The organism is Sphingomonas qilianensis (assembly GCF_039614825.1).
GTDB classification, from domain to species: domain Bacteria; phylum Pseudomonadota; class Alphaproteobacteria; order Sphingomonadales; family Sphingomonadaceae; genus Sphingomonas; species Sphingomonas qilianensis.
Genome location: NZ_JBDIMF010000004.1, coordinates 92,412 through 106,460 on the forward strand (window position 1 = coordinate 92,412; position 14,049 = coordinate 106,460).

At 67.6% G+C, this 14,049-nt stretch carries 13 protein-coding genes; 12 read left to right on the top strand and 1 reads right to left on the bottom strand.

The genetic code is table 11. From position 1 onward, the window contains the following. Window positions 1-29 precede the first annotated feature (29 nt). The gene (locus ABC969_RS10665) at window positions 30-227 is read left to right on the top strand and encodes a hypothetical protein (RefSeq protein ID WP_345864838.1); all 198 of its coding nucleotides are present in this window, start codon (window positions 30-32) and stop codon (window positions 225-227) included. On the opposite strand, the gene ABC969_RS10670 is transcribed toward ABC969_RS10665, so the two are convergent. Beyond that, a complete protein-coding gene (locus ABC969_RS10670) occupies window positions 197-388 on the bottom strand; it encodes a hypothetical protein (RefSeq protein WP_345864840.1) in 192 nt (63 codons plus the stop codon). The two genes, ABC969_RS10665 and ABC969_RS10670, sit on opposite strands and share 31 nt — an antisense overlap. A 151-nt stretch (window positions 389-539) precedes the next feature. Here ABC969_RS10670 and ABC969_RS10675 point away from each other — a divergent pair, with 151 nt between their 5' ends. The 11 genes from ABC969_RS10675 (at window position 540) to ABC969_RS10725 (ending at window position 14,017) form a co-directional block, all read left to right on the top strand. Beyond that, entirely contained in the window at window positions 540-1,214 is a 675-nt protein-coding gene (locus tag ABC969_RS10675; RefSeq protein ID WP_345864842.1) for a response regulator, read from the top strand. After that, on the top strand, window positions 1,211-2,227 hold the full coding sequence (locus tag ABC969_RS10680; RefSeq protein WP_345864844.1) for a sensor histidine kinase: 1,017 nt from the start codon (window positions 1,211-1,213) through the stop codon (window positions 2,225-2,227). Before ABC969_RS10675 ends, ABC969_RS10680 begins: the two co-directional genes overlap by 4 nt. A 30-nt stretch (window positions 2,228-2,257) precedes the next feature. Next, window positions 2,258-3,370 carry an efflux RND transporter periplasmic adaptor subunit gene (locus tag ABC969_RS10685; protein WP_345864846.1) on the top strand — a complete coding sequence of 371 codons (1,113 nt, stop codon included), beginning with the start codon at window positions 2,258-2,260 and terminating at the stop codon, window positions 3,368-3,370. Between the two features lie 14 nt (window positions 3,371-3,384). Continuing rightward, window positions 3,385-6,462, top strand: coding sequence for an efflux RND transporter permease subunit (locus ABC969_RS10690; RefSeq protein ID WP_345864847.1), 3,078 nt, complete (start codon window positions 3,385-3,387; stop codon window positions 6,460-6,462). Continuing rightward, window positions 6,455-6,754, top strand: coding sequence for a DUF3240 domain-containing protein (locus ABC969_RS10695; protein WP_345864849.1), 300 nt, complete (start codon window positions 6,455-6,457; stop codon window positions 6,752-6,754). The genes ABC969_RS10690 and ABC969_RS10695 overlap by 8 nt, the downstream gene beginning before the upstream one ends. Continuing rightward, window positions 6,751-8,010 (top strand): TolC family protein, encoded by a 1,260-nt coding sequence (locus ABC969_RS10700; RefSeq protein ID WP_345864851.1) that lies wholly within the window; start codon window positions 6,751-6,753, stop codon window positions 8,008-8,010. Before ABC969_RS10695 ends, ABC969_RS10700 begins: the two co-directional genes overlap by 4 nt. A 134-nt stretch (window positions 8,011-8,144) precedes the next feature. Continuing rightward, on the top strand, window positions 8,145-8,855 hold the full coding sequence (locus ABC969_RS10705) for a cytochrome b/b6 domain-containing protein (protein WP_345864853.1): 711 nt from the start codon (window positions 8,145-8,147) through the stop codon (window positions 8,853-8,855). Between the two features lie 264 nt (window positions 8,856-9,119). Next, complete coding sequence (locus tag ABC969_RS10710) at window positions 9,120-10,169, top strand: 2Fe-2S iron-sulfur cluster-binding protein (protein WP_345864855.1); 1,050 nt, start codon at window positions 9,120-9,122, stop codon at window positions 10,167-10,169. Continuing rightward, the gene (locus ABC969_RS10715) at window positions 10,166-10,753 is read left to right on the top strand and encodes a hypothetical protein (protein WP_345864857.1); all 588 of its coding nucleotides are present in this window, start codon (window positions 10,166-10,168) and stop codon (window positions 10,751-10,753) included. Before ABC969_RS10710 ends, ABC969_RS10715 begins: the two co-directional genes overlap by 4 nt. Next, a complete protein-coding gene (locus tag ABC969_RS10720; protein ID WP_345865151.1) occupies window positions 10,753-11,463 on the top strand; it encodes a cytochrome c3 family protein in 711 nt (236 codons plus the stop codon). Before ABC969_RS10715 ends, ABC969_RS10720 begins: the two co-directional genes overlap by 1 nt. Further along, entirely contained in the window at window positions 11,456-14,017 is a 2,562-nt protein-coding gene (locus ABC969_RS10725) for a cation-translocating P-type ATPase (RefSeq protein ID WP_345864859.1), read from the top strand. The genes ABC969_RS10720 and ABC969_RS10725 overlap by 8 nt, the downstream gene beginning before the upstream one ends. Window positions 14,018-14,049 lie beyond the last annotated feature (32 nt).

Here is a 14,049-nt window from a genome sequence, read left to right on the forward strand (position 1 = left end):
ATCGCCGATCCAGAAGGCGATCGGCGCGGGTGATCGGCAACCCGGTGACGGTCACCAACGCGTGGAAGCTCTATTACGCGTCGGGCAAGACCGGGCGGGCGTTCGCGGCGGGATCCGCGAACGTCGCGGCACATCTGGCGGCGGCCAAGCATGTCATCGAGCTGGGACCGGTGTTCGTGCTCGATTTTGGGCCCGATTACGATCCCGCCAAGCTGCCGAAGAACTGACCGGCGCGCCGCCCTGCGCGCACGCTCGCCCAGCGCGCGACCTGGCCGCGCAGCACGATCGGCGTAGCGCACGGCGCGATCTCGGCAGCAAACGTCGCAGCATCGACGGCGTCGCGTTCTTCGACGCGCGCATCGGTGGCGGCAGGATGATCGATCTTCATGCCAGCGGAGATATCGCAGCCGCCGAGCAGCACAAGCGCCTTATTATCCGCGCCGACACATCGCCGCCAGCGGGCGGCAACGGGTCGCTTGTCAGGATCTTGTCAGGATGTCTCCGTATGCTTGGCATCGTAGTTCGAGTATCTGGAAGCCATGGCCCGCATTCTGATCGTCGAAGACAATGCGAGATTGGCCGAGCTCGTCTCGACGGGGCTGCGCGAACAGGGGCATGTCTGCGATCAGGTCCCGACGCTCGCCGCAGCGACCGACGCGCTTGCCTCGTTCGCCTTTGATGGCATCATCCTCGATCTCGGCCTGCCCGACGGCGACGGTATCGACTGGCTGCGGCGCCGGGCGGGTGGGGAGCCGCCGGCGCTGATCCTCACGGCACGCGACGCTTTGGAAGATCGGGTGAAGGGGCTCGATGCCGGGGCGGACGATTATCTCGCCAAGCCGTTTGCGATGGACGAGCTGGCGGCGCGGCTGCGCGCCATGTTGCGGCGGCCGGGGTCGCGTCGACAAACCCGGCTGCAGCTGGCGAACGTCGCATTCGATCCGGCAACGCACGCGGTGGTGATCGCGTCGAACCCGCAGGAACTGACCCGTCGGGAGGGCGCATTGCTGGAACTGCTCCTTCGCCACGCGGGCGAGGTGGTCCGCCGCGGCCTTATCGAGGACGGTCTCTACAAATTCGACGAGGCGGTCACGCCGAACGCCGTCGAGGCCATCGTATCGCGCCTTCGCCGGCGACTCGACGATGCCGGCGCCGAACTGGACCTCCATACGGTGCGCGGGGTCGGGTATATGCTGAGAGAACGCGCAACGTGACCCAGGAACCGTCGATAACGCGGCGCCTCACGCGCAGCCTGGCGATCGTCGGCGGGCTCGGCGCGCTGTTGCTCCTCCTCGTCATCGGCATCGAATATCGCCTGTCGTTCAACCATTTAGCGAATGGCGATGCCGTGCAACTTGCGCTGCACGAGCTCGCCGAACACGTTTTGCTGCCGATGATCGTGCTCATCGTGCCGATGGCGCTGGCCGGGCGGTGGGCGATCCGCCGCGCCATGCAGCCATTGCGGACAGCCGCCGACGAAATTGACGCGCGCGCCGACGATGTGCGCGGCGTTCGCGTCGCCGCCGCCTCGCTGCCCCAGGAGGCCCGTCCGTTCGCCGATGCCATCAACCGTACGCTCGAACGGGTCGACCGAGCAGCATCGATGCATGAAGCCTTTGCCGCCGACATTGCCCACGAATTGCGCACGCCGCTGACGCTGTTGTCGCTCGAGCTCGATCGTCTGCAGCTGCCCGAGGCCATCCCGCTGCGCGAGGACGTCGCGCAGATGCGCCGCCTGATCGACCAGTTGATGCTGTTGGCCCAGGTCGAGGCCGACGCGGCTGCGTCGATGCCGCCCAGCCGGATCGACCTCGTCGATCTGGCCGGCGACGTCATCGCGCGGATGGCGCCGCTCGCCTTGGATCGGGCGGCCAATCTCGAGCTTGCCGCGGATGCGCCCGTGTGGACCTGCGGGCGCCGCGAGGCGATCGGCGCGGCGCTTCGTAATCTGTTGGAGAACGCGCTGCGCGTCACGCCCCCCGGGGGCACGATCCTGGTGCGCGTGGCTGCCGATGGAACAATGGCGGTCCGCGACGAAGGACCTGGGCTGGATGCCGCGTCTCTGGCCGCTCTGGTCGGTCGTCATCGCCGCGCCGATCACGCAAGCGCCGATGGTGCCGGCCTGGGGCTGGCGATCGTCGATCGCATCATGAAAGCGCACGGTGGCACGCTGAGCGCGGCGCCCGAGGCCCGGGAAATTCGACTGGGGCTGCCGCTGTCAGGTTGACGTCAGGCTGGGGCGATAGCGATGCGGGTCATGAAGCATCAACGCCTGATCCTTGGCGGCGGCGGCGCCGCGGTGATCGCCGCCGCGATATGGCTGGTGATCCCGGCCAACCCTGCCAAGCCGCCGGTCGCGCCCGCGATCCAGCCCGCCAGACCTGCGGGAATGGTCCCGCTAACGGACGCGCAGGTCCGCAGCCTCGGCCTCCAGGTCGCCACGGTCGATAGCGCCGCAACGATCGCGTTGGCCACCTTGCCGGCACAGATCATGCCGCCACCCAATGCCAGGGTTGCCGTGGCCGCGCAGCTGCCGGGTGTCATCACGCGCATCTTCGTGGTCAACGGCCAGGCGGTGACGAAGGGGCAGAAGCTGGCGACCATCGCCAGCCGCGATGTCGTGAGCCTGCGCGCCGATCTGGCCCGCGCGCGCTCGCGCCAGGCGGTGGCGAGCGCCCAGGCCGGCCGGCTGCGGCAATTGTCACGCGAAGGCATCATCGCTCCCGCCCGATCGGATGAAGCCACCGCGCTGGCGGCACAAAGCGCCATCGACGTCAGTGAGCAGAACCGGCTGATCGCTCTGCTCGGCGGCGGGCGCAGCGCGGGCGCGGGCTACACGCTGACCGCGCCGATCGCCGGACGGATCAGCAGCATGTGGGCGGAAACCGGCAAGATGGTTGATCCCGCAACGGCGCCGTTCGTGATCGATGGCATGGGGGCGCTGCAGGTCATCGCGCAGGTTCCGGAGCGGCTGATCGGGTCGGTTCGTCCGGGCATGCGGGTCAGGGTCGGGGCCGATGCGCTCGGCACGGTACTCGCCGTCGGCACGACGCTCGATCCGCTGACGCGATCGGCCACGCTGACCGCCAATGTTGAGCCGGCACCGGGTATCTCGGCCGGATGCGCGACGAGCGTCGTCATCGAAGCACCGGCACCCGCGGGCGCGGTGCACATTCCGGCGGCCGCGGTCACCGAAATCGACGGCCGCAAGGTCGTCTTTCTGGTCGTGCGGGGCGGCGTTTCGGTCCGTCCCGTGGTGATCGCGGAGGGCACCGGCGATCGGGTGGTCGTCACGCGCGGTCTGGCCCGCGGGCAGCGCGTCGTCACGAGCGGCATCAGCGAGCTCAAGACGCTCGCCGGCGCCAACTGACGGGATCGCAAACGATGCTCCGCGATCTGCTTGCCCGAGCGCTGTCCTACCGCCTGTTGGTGATCGTCGCGGCGATCACACTGGCGGGTCTTGGTGCGTGGGCGTTCGTCTCGCTCCCGATCGATGCCTATCCCGACATCGCCCCGACCCAGGTCAAGATGATCCTGAAGGCTCCGGGCATGACGCCGAACGAGGTCGAGACGCGCATTCTCGCGCCGATCGAACAGGAAATGCTGGGCATTCCCAAACAGTCGATCCTGCGCGCAACCGCGAAATATGCCATTGCTGACGTCACGATCGATTTCGCCGACGGCACCGATATCTATTGGGCGCGGCAGCAGGTGAGCGAACGGCTTGCCGGGGTGATGGGCGATCTGCCGGCGGGCGTCACGGGCGGACTCGCGCCGATCTCGACCCCGCTGTCCGAGATGTTCATGTTCACCATCGACGGGCCGCAGTCGCTGCAGGAACGGCGCACGTTGCTCGATTGGACCATTCGCCCGGCACTGCGCACTGTGCCCGGTGTCGCCGACGTCAACGCGCTCGGTGGCTTTGCCCGGACATTCGAGGTGCGCCCGGATCCGATCGCCACCGCCGCTGCCGGGCTGACCACCGCGGATATCCGTTCCGCTATCAACCGCGGCAATCGCAACGATGGCGCGGGCCGGCTGGCCAATGGCGAGAATGCGCTGATCGTCCGCGCGGTCGGTGCCGTCGCCACGATCGAAGACCTGCGCGCGCTCGTGTTGCGCAGCGCCGATGGGCGGGTGCTGCGGCTGGGCGATGTGGCGACGGTGACCATCGGCAGCCTGACCCGCTACGGCGCGGTCAGCTCCGACGGGCGTGGCGAAACCGTCGAGGGACTGGTCATCGCGCTGCGCGGGTCCGATGCGCGGCAGGTCGTGGCCGGGGTCAAAGCCAAGATCGCCGAACTGTCCCGCACCCTCCCCGCCGGCACGTCGATCAACGTCTTTTACGACCGGTCCGATCTCATCAGCCGCGCGGTCGGCACAGTCGAAAAGGCCCTGGTCGAGGCGACGATCCTCGTCGTCATCCTGCTGATCCTGTTCCTGGGCGACTGGCGGGCGGCGGCGATCGTCGCGGTAACGCTGCCGATGGCGGCGCTGATGACGTTCATGCTGATGCGCGGCTGGGGGCTGACCGCCAATCTGATGAGCCTGGGCGGGCTCGCCATCGCCATCGGCATGCTGGTGGATGGCGCCGTCGTCGTCATCGAAAACGTCGTCGAGCGGCTGGCGCGGGCAGATCACGGCGATGCGACACCCCGGCTTAACCAGATTTTTCGCGCGACGAACGATGTCATCGTTCCCGTCTCCGCCGGGCTGCTGATCATCGCGCTCGTCTTCCTGCCGCTGGTGTCACTCGAAGGGCTTGAAGGCAAATTGTTCGCGCCGGTCGCGTTGACGATCATGTTCGCGCTCGCCGCCGCGCTGCTCCTGACGCTGACATTGGTCCCCGTGCTGGCCTCGCTGGGCCTGAAATCGCAGGCGCATGGCGAACCCTGGATCATGCGCCGGCTGTCGCCGCGGTATCACGCGCTGCTGGGCGGGGCGTTCGCGCGCAAGCCGCTGGTCTACGGCCTTTCAGTGGCCGGTCTGGTCGTCGCCGTGATCGCCTATGGCGCCGTCGGCAAGACCTTCATGCCCCAGATGGACGAGGGCTCGGTGGTGATGCAGCTGGTCAAGAACCCCAGCATCGGGCTCGATCATTCGGTGCGTGGGGACCTCGCCGCGCAGCGTGCCCTGCTGACCAGCGTGCCCGAGGTGCAGCGGGTCATCGCGCGGGTCGGATCGGATGAACTCGGGCTCGATCCGATGGGGTTGAACGAAACCGATACGTTCATCGCGCTCAAGCCTCGTACCGACTGGCGGGGCGACAAGCAGGCGGTGGTGGGGGCGCTGCGCGAAGCGATGAACCGGCTGCCGGGGATCGAGGCCAGCTTTACCCAGCCGATCGAAATGCGCGTGTCGGAAATGCTGACCGGCGCGCGCGGCGATCTGGCGATCAAGATCTTCGGGTCGGACAGCGCGACGCTGGCGACGCTCGCGGGCAAGATCCAGGTAGTGCTCGAAGCCACGCGCGGCGCGACCGAGGTAATGACGGTCGCCAATGATCGCGTCGATTACCTTCAGCTCGACATCGACCGGCTTGCCGCCGGCCGCGCCGGGCTGACGGTGGACGAGATCGAGGACGGTCTGCGCGGCCAGCTCGAAGGCATGCGCGCGGGCATTGTTGCCGAGAGCAATCGGCGCACGCCGATCGTCATCCGCGGTGCCGAGGGCGTGAGGAGCAGCCCGGCCCTGTTCGCCGACCTGTTGCTGCGCGCGCCGACGGGTCAGACGGTCAGGCTCAGCGATATCGCGGCGATCCGCCCCGTTGCCGGCCCCGTGAAGATCGATCACGAAAACGGTGCGCGCTACGCGCTCGTGCAGGCCTTCGTCTCGGGTCGCGATCTCGTTGGCTATGTCGAGGAGGCCAAGGCCGGGGTCGCTGCAAAGGTCGCGCTGCCGGCCGGCTACCGGCTGGTGTGGGGCGGGCAGTTCGAGAACCAGCAGCGCGCGGCGGCGCGGCTGTCGCTCGTGGTGCCCATCGCGGTGCTGCTGATCTTCCTGGTCCTGCTCGGCACCCTGCGATCGCTCAGGGCATCGTTGCTGATCCTCGTCAACATCCCGTTTGCCATGGTCGGCGGCATCGTCGCCCTGTGGATCACCGGACAATATCTGTCGGTGCCGGCGTCAGTCGGCTTCATCGCACTGTTGGGGATCGCGGTGCTCAACGGCCTCGTCCTCATCGCCTATTTCCGGCAATTGCGTGACGAGGGCGTGCCGATGGCCGAGGCGGTCCGCGCCGGTGCCGAACGACGGCTTCGCCCCGTCTTGATGACCGCGAGCATCACCGCCTTCGGGCTCGTGCCGCTGCTTTTTGCCAGCGGGCCGGGATCGGAAATCCAGCGTCCGTTGGCGATCGTGGTGATCGGTGGGCTCGTCACCTCCACGCTGCTGACGCTGATCCTGCTGCCCATCCTGTTCGAACGCTTCGGCGAAAGCCGCTTGGAGATGGCTGATGGCTGAGCTGCTGCTGACCTTTCACAGCGCCACGGTCGACGCGTCGGCGATCGGCGATGCGCTGCGTGTCGCGCTGCGGATCCCGGTGCATGTCCGCAGCGAGGCGGTGCTCGGGCTCGCCTTCTCGGATGCAACGACCGCCGAACGGGTGAGCGGATCGCTGAACCGCTCGGCGATCGAGCTGATCGTCGCTGCTGGGGCGCTGCAGGACGCGGTCGCCATCGTCGCGCGAACCAAGCGCAGTGGTCCTGTGCGGTGGCAGGCCATCCCCCTCCAGGCACGAGGCAGGTTGCCATGATCCGTCACACGATAGCCTTGAGCGCAATCCTGTCGGCACTGGCCAGCCCAGCGGCAGCCCAGCAACTGGACGTTCGCCCCGATCTGCCGCCGCCGGCGATGGTGACCGCCGCGCTGGACGAGCATCCCTCGGTGCTTGCCGCAGGCGCGCGCGTTACAGCGGCACAGGCGCAGGCCGGCGCGCTGGCGAAGGGCCCGCACGAGATCACCGTCACCGGATCGGCGATGCGGCGCAGCGTCGATCGCGAGGGAGGTTATCAGGAGTTCGATGCCACCGTCTCACGGCCGTTTCGATTGCCGGGCAAGGCGGCGCTCGACCGACGCACCGGTACCGCGGGGGTATCCGCGGCTCAAAACCGCATGGCCGATGCGCGGCACCAGGCGGCGTTGGAGCTGGCTCGCCTCTGGTTCGATTGGATCGGCGCCGGCGCCGTCGCGGCGACCGATGCGCGCAGCGTCACCAATCTCGAACAGGCGCTTGCGGCTGTCCGCCGCCGCGCGCAGTTGCGCGACGCAGCAGCCCTGGATGTCGAACAAGCGCAATCGGCCTTGTCCCGGGCACGCGGCCAATATGCCGATGCGCGCGCGCTGATGGCCGAGGCGCAGGCCCGGCTGCGCGCGACATTCCCCTCCATCCTGCTCCCCGTCGCGCCGCCGCCCCCCGGTTTGCCGGCCGAACCACCAATCAGCTTCACGGCGCTTGGCCGGTTGGTGATCGAGCGCAGCCACGAAATCGCCGCCGCCCAGGCCGATGCGGATCGGCTCGCATTTGCGGCGCAGCGCATCCGGGCGGATCGGATCGCCGATCCAAGCTTGGGCATCCGCGCGTTCAGCGAGCGCGGCGGCATGGAGCGTGGGCTCGGCATGGTCGCGACGATGCCGCTGGGTGGCGGATACCGCCGGTTCGTCGCTCAAGAGGCAGGCGCGCAATCCGGCGCGGCGTTGCACGACGTGGCAGTGGTCCGCCGCTCGGTCGAAGCGACCGCGGCGGCAGACGTTGCGCTTGCCAAGGCGCGGCTGGAAAGCTGGGTTGCGGTGCGCGAGGCAGCGAGCAGCGCGGAGTCGGTGGCCACGCGAACGCGCGCCGGCAACCAATTGGGCGCTATCGATCTCGCCGATCTGCTTTATGCGCAGCGGCAGGCGAACGAGGCTCGCCGCGAGGAGGTGCGGGCACGGATCGAGGCGCTCCGCGCGATCCTGAAGCTCGAGATCGATTCGCATGTCATATGGATCGACACGGACGACCATGGCGTCTGAACGGCCAATGCTCGTCCAGTTCCGAGCACGATCCTGCGGCAAACCCGCATAGCGCACCGGTGATCGAACGCCATACGGCTGTCAGGCCTAGGTCAGGAACTTCGGGCATTCCTGTCTCCTGAAGGAGATTGCGCATGAACCGAGCAGCGATCGCAACGACCCGGACGAAAAACACCATTCAGGTGTGGGATCTGCCCGTGCGGCTGTTCCACTGGCTGCTGGTCGCGACGATCCTCGTCGCGTTCCTGTCGGCCGAGGAGGAAAGCGCGCTGGCGCCATGGCACGTGCCCGCCGGGTGGCTCGCCACGCTGCTGATCGTGTTTCGCCTCATGTGGGGCTTTGTCGGCGGCGAGCATGCCAGGTTCGCACGCTTCGTGAAGCCGGGCCAGATCGGTCATCATCTCACGGCCATGCTGTCGCCGGATCGGCAACGCTCGGTCGGGCACAACGCGCTGGGCGGTGTCGCGATCCTCGCGCTGCTCGCGACGGTCGCGGCGGTGGTCTACACTGGGGTGACCATGAACGGGGACGCCGGCGAGGGCTTGCACGAAACGCTGGCCAACATCCTGCTCGGCCTGATCGCGGTGCACGTGCTGGCCGTGGTGATGATGTCGCTGCTCACGCGCGACAATCTGATCGGCGCGTTTGTCACCGGCCGGAAGCGTGCGGACCTCCATCCGGGAGTCACCGATGCCGCGCCCCCGATGACGATCGCCCTGCCCCTCGCGGGCGTCGCGCTCGGCCTGGCGGCCTATGGCGTCACGACGCTCGACCCGGTTGCATTCACCCCCGGCGCACATGTCGAAAGCGCTGAGGCCGGTGACGAGAGCGGTGACGATGATTGATCGAGCCCCCCCTCGCAACGATCCGCGTCCCATTGCCGGGCGCGCTGGCCGTGGCCCCAGCCCACCCAACGTCTCATGCACCAGGCCACGGTGACCGCGGGCGAACTTCTCGGATACATATCCGCAGCGCTGCTCACACAGCTTGTGGCGGCCTGTATCTTCATCGCCTTGAGACACAGATGGGTGGTCGCACCGAGCGATGGCATCGGGGCCGCGCCGTTATGCGTCCCCGAAGGCGCATGGCCCGGTTGGCGCGCCTTTCGGGTGCGCGTACGCGACGACGAAGACGATGCGCTGAGCCAGGCCTCGTTCTATCTGGAGCCCGTCGATGGGCAACCGCTCCCGCCTTACCGGGCCGGGCAATTCCTCACTCTGCAGGTAGATGTGACAGACGCACAGGGCGAGCGTCGTCCGGTTACGCGCTGCTATTCCCTGTCCGACCGCCACGATCCGCAGGCCTACCGCATCACCGTCAAGCGCCTTTCGGCACCGCGTGGTCGGCCCGATGTCCCGCCCGGCCTTGTGTCCAGCCATTTGCACGATCGCGTCGCGCCCGGCGCCATCCTGCAGGCGCGCGCGCCAGCGGGGGCGTTCGTGCTGGACGATGATGCGCGCGTTCCTGCCGTGCTGATCGCGGGCGGGATCGGTGTCACGCCGCTGTTCGCAATGGCCCGCGCGGCGCTCGCCACGCAGCCCGATCGCGCCATCCAGCTGATCTACGGCGTTCGCAACAGTCGAGAAATCGTGTTCGAAAACGCGCTTGGCGCGTTGCAGTACGGCCATCCCAACTTCCACGTCACGATCGTGCAAAGCGCGCCCCTGCCGGGCGAAACCACCGGCCACGGGTCGTCGGCAACGGGCATCATCGACGTCGCTTTGCTGCGTCATCTCGTGCCGCATGGCGAGCATCATTTCTACGTCTGTGGCCCACCGCCGATGATGGCCAGTTTGATCCCGGCGCTGCGCGATTGGGGCGTGACCGACGCGGCGATCCATTTCGAGGCGTTCGGGCCGGCCTCGGTCGACCCGCCCGCTTCCCCGGCCGCGGCACTGGCAACACCGATTGCGGTGCGCTTCGCGCGTGCCGGGCGCACGCTCAGCTGGACCGGAGAAGACGCCAGCCTGCTCGATTTTGCCGAGCGCCACGGCGTTGCGGTCGAGTCGGGGTGCCGATCGGGCAGTTGCGGCACCTGCGAAACCAGGATCGTCGCAGGCACGCTTCGTGTGGCGCGTGCACCGGCGTTCGCGGTGGCGGCAGGATGCTGCCTGCTGTGCATGTCCGCACCAACCAGCGATCTGGTGCTCGACGCATGACAGGCATCCGCACCAGCCTGATGCGCCGTGAGGTCATCCCCTTCTATCTGTCGCTGGCGGTTCTGGGCGGCGCGGCGCTGGCGCTCGATGCCGTGCTGCATCTGTCCGATCTGGTGTGGATCGGGCGGTATCTCGGCATCCCCGGTGTGCTGCTGATCCTGGCGTCGTCGGGCTATTCGATGCGCAAGCGCAAGCTGATCAAATCGGGCAATCCCGCGGTGCTGTTGCGCTGGCACGAGCGGCTCGCCTGGGCGGGGTCATTGCTCATCCTGGTTCATGCCGGCATCCATTTCAACGCGATCCTTGCCTGGCTGGCGGTGTGGGCGATGCTCATCAACATCGCCAGCGGGCTCACCGGGAAATACCTGCTCGGCCGCGCGCGCAAGCGGCTCGAGGCGACGCGGATGCGGCTGCGCGCGCAGGGCCTGACGGCCGCGGCGCTCGAGGAACAGACTTATTGGGACAGCCTGACATTCGATGTCGTCAAGGCATGGCGCGTCGTTCATCTGCCCATCACGCTCGCGTTTGGCGTGCTGGCGCTGGCGCATATCATCGCAGTTGCGCTGTTCTGGGGGTGGCGGTGATGCGCCGCTGGGGCGTGTGGCTGATCGTCGTCAATCTGTGCGCGCTGATCGCGCTCGGCGTCGCCTGGCCGCATTTGATGATCGCGCCAGGAGCGCTGATCCCGGCGCATGCCGGCATCACCCGCAACTGCTTCGCCTGTCATGCCCCGTTCCAGGGCGCATCGGCGAACCGCTGCACGACGTGTCACAAGATCGCCGATATCGGCATCAGGACAACCGATGGCGCACCGCTGCCGAGCGAACGCAAGCCAATCGCCTTCCACCAGTCGCTCGGCCAGGCGAACTGCATGGCGTGCCATACCGACCATAGCGGGCCACAGTTGGTGAAACGACCCCACCAAAGCTTCGCCCATGCGCTGCTCCGGCCCGCAGTTCGCGGCCAATGCGCCACGTGTCACGCCGCGCCACAGACTCCACTCCACGCGCAAGCTGGCGGCAATTGCGCCACATGCCACCAGACCACCGCCTGGCGACCGGCGACATTCGACCATAGCCGCTTCTTTGCGCTGACCGGGCCGCACAATACGTCCTGCACGACCTGCCACAGCGGCGGGGATTTCACGCGCCACACCTGTTTCAGTTGTCATGCGCATCAGCCTGCACAGATTCGCGCACTTCACGCCGAAGAAGGCATGCGCAACGTCGAAAACTGCGTACGCTGCCACCGCAACGGCGTCGGTGAAGGGGGCGAGCAAGAGGGCGATGACTGAGCACAGCGAGCCTAGTGGGCTATCCGCCGAAGAGGCGGCCGCGCGGCTGATTGCCGTCGGCCCGAACGAGATCCCACACACCAGCAAGCGTTCACTGCCCCGGATCGTGCTGAGCGTGCTGCGCGAGCCGATGCTGGCGCTGCTTCTCGTCGGTGGCATCGCCTATCTGGTGCTGGGCGACCTAACCGAAGCCCTGGTGCTGATGGGCTTCGCCACCTTCTCGGTCGGGGTCACGGTCATTCAGGAAGCGCGCACGGAACGGGTCCTCGATGCCTTGCGTGACCTGTCCACCCCGCGGGCAATGGTCATCCGCGACGGCCAGCGCCGCTCTATCGCCGGACGCGAGGTGGTGCCCGATGATCTGCTCGTGCTCGAACAGGGCGATCGCATCGCCGCCGATGCAATGCTGGTTGCGGCGAGCGACTTCCAGGCGGACGAGTCGCTGCTGACCGGCGAGTCGCTCCCAGTGGGCAAGCGCGTGCACGCCGTCGGTGATAGGCCAGGCGCTCCGCGTCCGGGGGGCGACGATCAGCCCTTCGTGTTTGCCGGCTCGCTTGTCACCCGCGGCAGCGGCATTGCGCGCGTGCTGGCGACCGGCGCGCGCAGCGAGATCGGCAGGATCGGTCAGTCGCTGGCGTCGCTCGACAGCGAAGCGCCGCGCCTGCGCCGCGAAACCACGCGCATCGTCACCTTGTGCGCGATTGGCGGCGGGCTGGTCGCGCTGCTCGTCGTGCTGCTGTACGGCGTGCTGCGCGGTGGCTGGATGGAAGCGATTCTGGCCGGCATCGCGATCGGCATGTCGATGATCCCGGAGGAGTTTCCGGTGGTCCTGACAATATTCCTGGCGATGGGCGCGTGGCGGATCGGCAAGGTGGGCGTGCTCACGCGCCGCGCTGCCGCGATCGAGACGCTCGGGTCGGCAACCATCTTGTGTACCGACAAGACGGGGACGCTGACCGAAAACCGCATGTCGGTGGCCGAACTCTGGGTGCCGTCGGGCAAGACGCTGACCGTCGAACTCGACGGCATCATCCCGGATGATTTCCACGGCGTGGTCAGAACCGCGGCGTTGGCCAGCGCCATCGTGCCAAGCGATCCGATGGAGATCGCGCTGCACGCGGCGCACGGCGCCATCGCAGCGAGCGATGCGCGGCAGGCCACGCTGGCGCACAGCTATGCGCTGCGCCCGGATTTGCTGGCGATGTCCAACATCTGGGACGATGGCGACGCGCTCGTGATCTCTGCCAAGGGCGCTCCGGAAGCGATCGCTGCGCTATGCCGCCTGTCCGCACCGGACCACGCCGCCATGACGACCGCGGTCGATGCGATGGCGAAGCGCGGCATCCGCGTGCTGGCTGTCGCGACAGCGACGTCGCCCGACCGAGTCTGGGCGCCCTCGCAGGTCGGCTATCAATACGCGCTGAGCGGTCTGGTCGGATTGGCCGATCCGTTGCGCGCCAGCGTGCCGCGCGCCGTCGCGCAATGCCGCCAAGCGGGCGTCCGGGTCGTCATGATCACCGGCGATCACGCCGCGACGGCGCGATCGATCGCTGCCCAAGCGGGGTTGGCGGAAGGCGACGTGCTGACCGGTGTTGATCTGGCCGGGCTCGATGACGCGCAGCTCGCCGAGCGGCTCAAGACCGTCACCGTCTTTGCCCGCATCATGCCTGAACAGAAACTCCGTATCGTTGAAGCGTTCAAGGCCGATGGCGAGATCGTCGCGATGACGGGCGACGGCGTCAACGACGCCCCATCGCTCAAATCCGCGCATATCGGCATCGCCATGGGCAAGCGCGGCACCGATGTCGCGCGCGAGGCAGCCGCCATCGTCCTGCTGGAAGACGATTTCAGCGCCATCGTCCAGTCGATCGTCCTCGGCCGGTGCATTTACGACAATATCCGCAAGGCAAGCGCGTTCATATTTGCCGTGCACGTGCCGATCGCGGGATTGGCGCTGCTGCCCCTTTTTCTGGGAGCACCGCTCTTGCTTGGCCCGATCCATATTGCGCTTCTGCAGATGGTGATCGACCCGGTCTGCGCGCTGGTTTTCGAGGCAGAGCCGGCCGAGGCCGATATCATGTCGCGCCCGCCGCGCCCGTCGACCGAACGCCTGTTTTCACCGCCGATGATCGTGTGGAGCGTTTTCCAGGGCGCGCTTGCCTTCGCCCTTCTTGCGGCGATCTTTCTGGTCGAAAACTGGGCGGGGATGCCGGCGCGCGAACTGCGCGCCCTCATCTTCTTCGCGTTGGTATCGGCGATCGTTGCGCTCATCCTGATCAATCGATCTTTTAGTGCCTCGCTCGGGGTGGCGCTGGTTCGCGGCAATACGACGCTGCGCTACGTGTTCGCTGCCGTCGTCGGCGGGACGGCCTTAATCCTGGCGCTTCCCGCCGCCCGGGATCTGCTCAAGTTCGGGCCGCTCGCCTGGAGCGATATGGCGCTGTCGATCGGCTTGGGCCTCGGACTGTTATTGTTACTGGAGAGTGGCAAGCCATGGGTCCGCCGCTTCCTCGCATCTGCCAGGCGCGGTCCTCGAACCGGTGTGAGCGCCTGAGCGCTGCACAAGGGAAACGCAGCAGCGGGCGG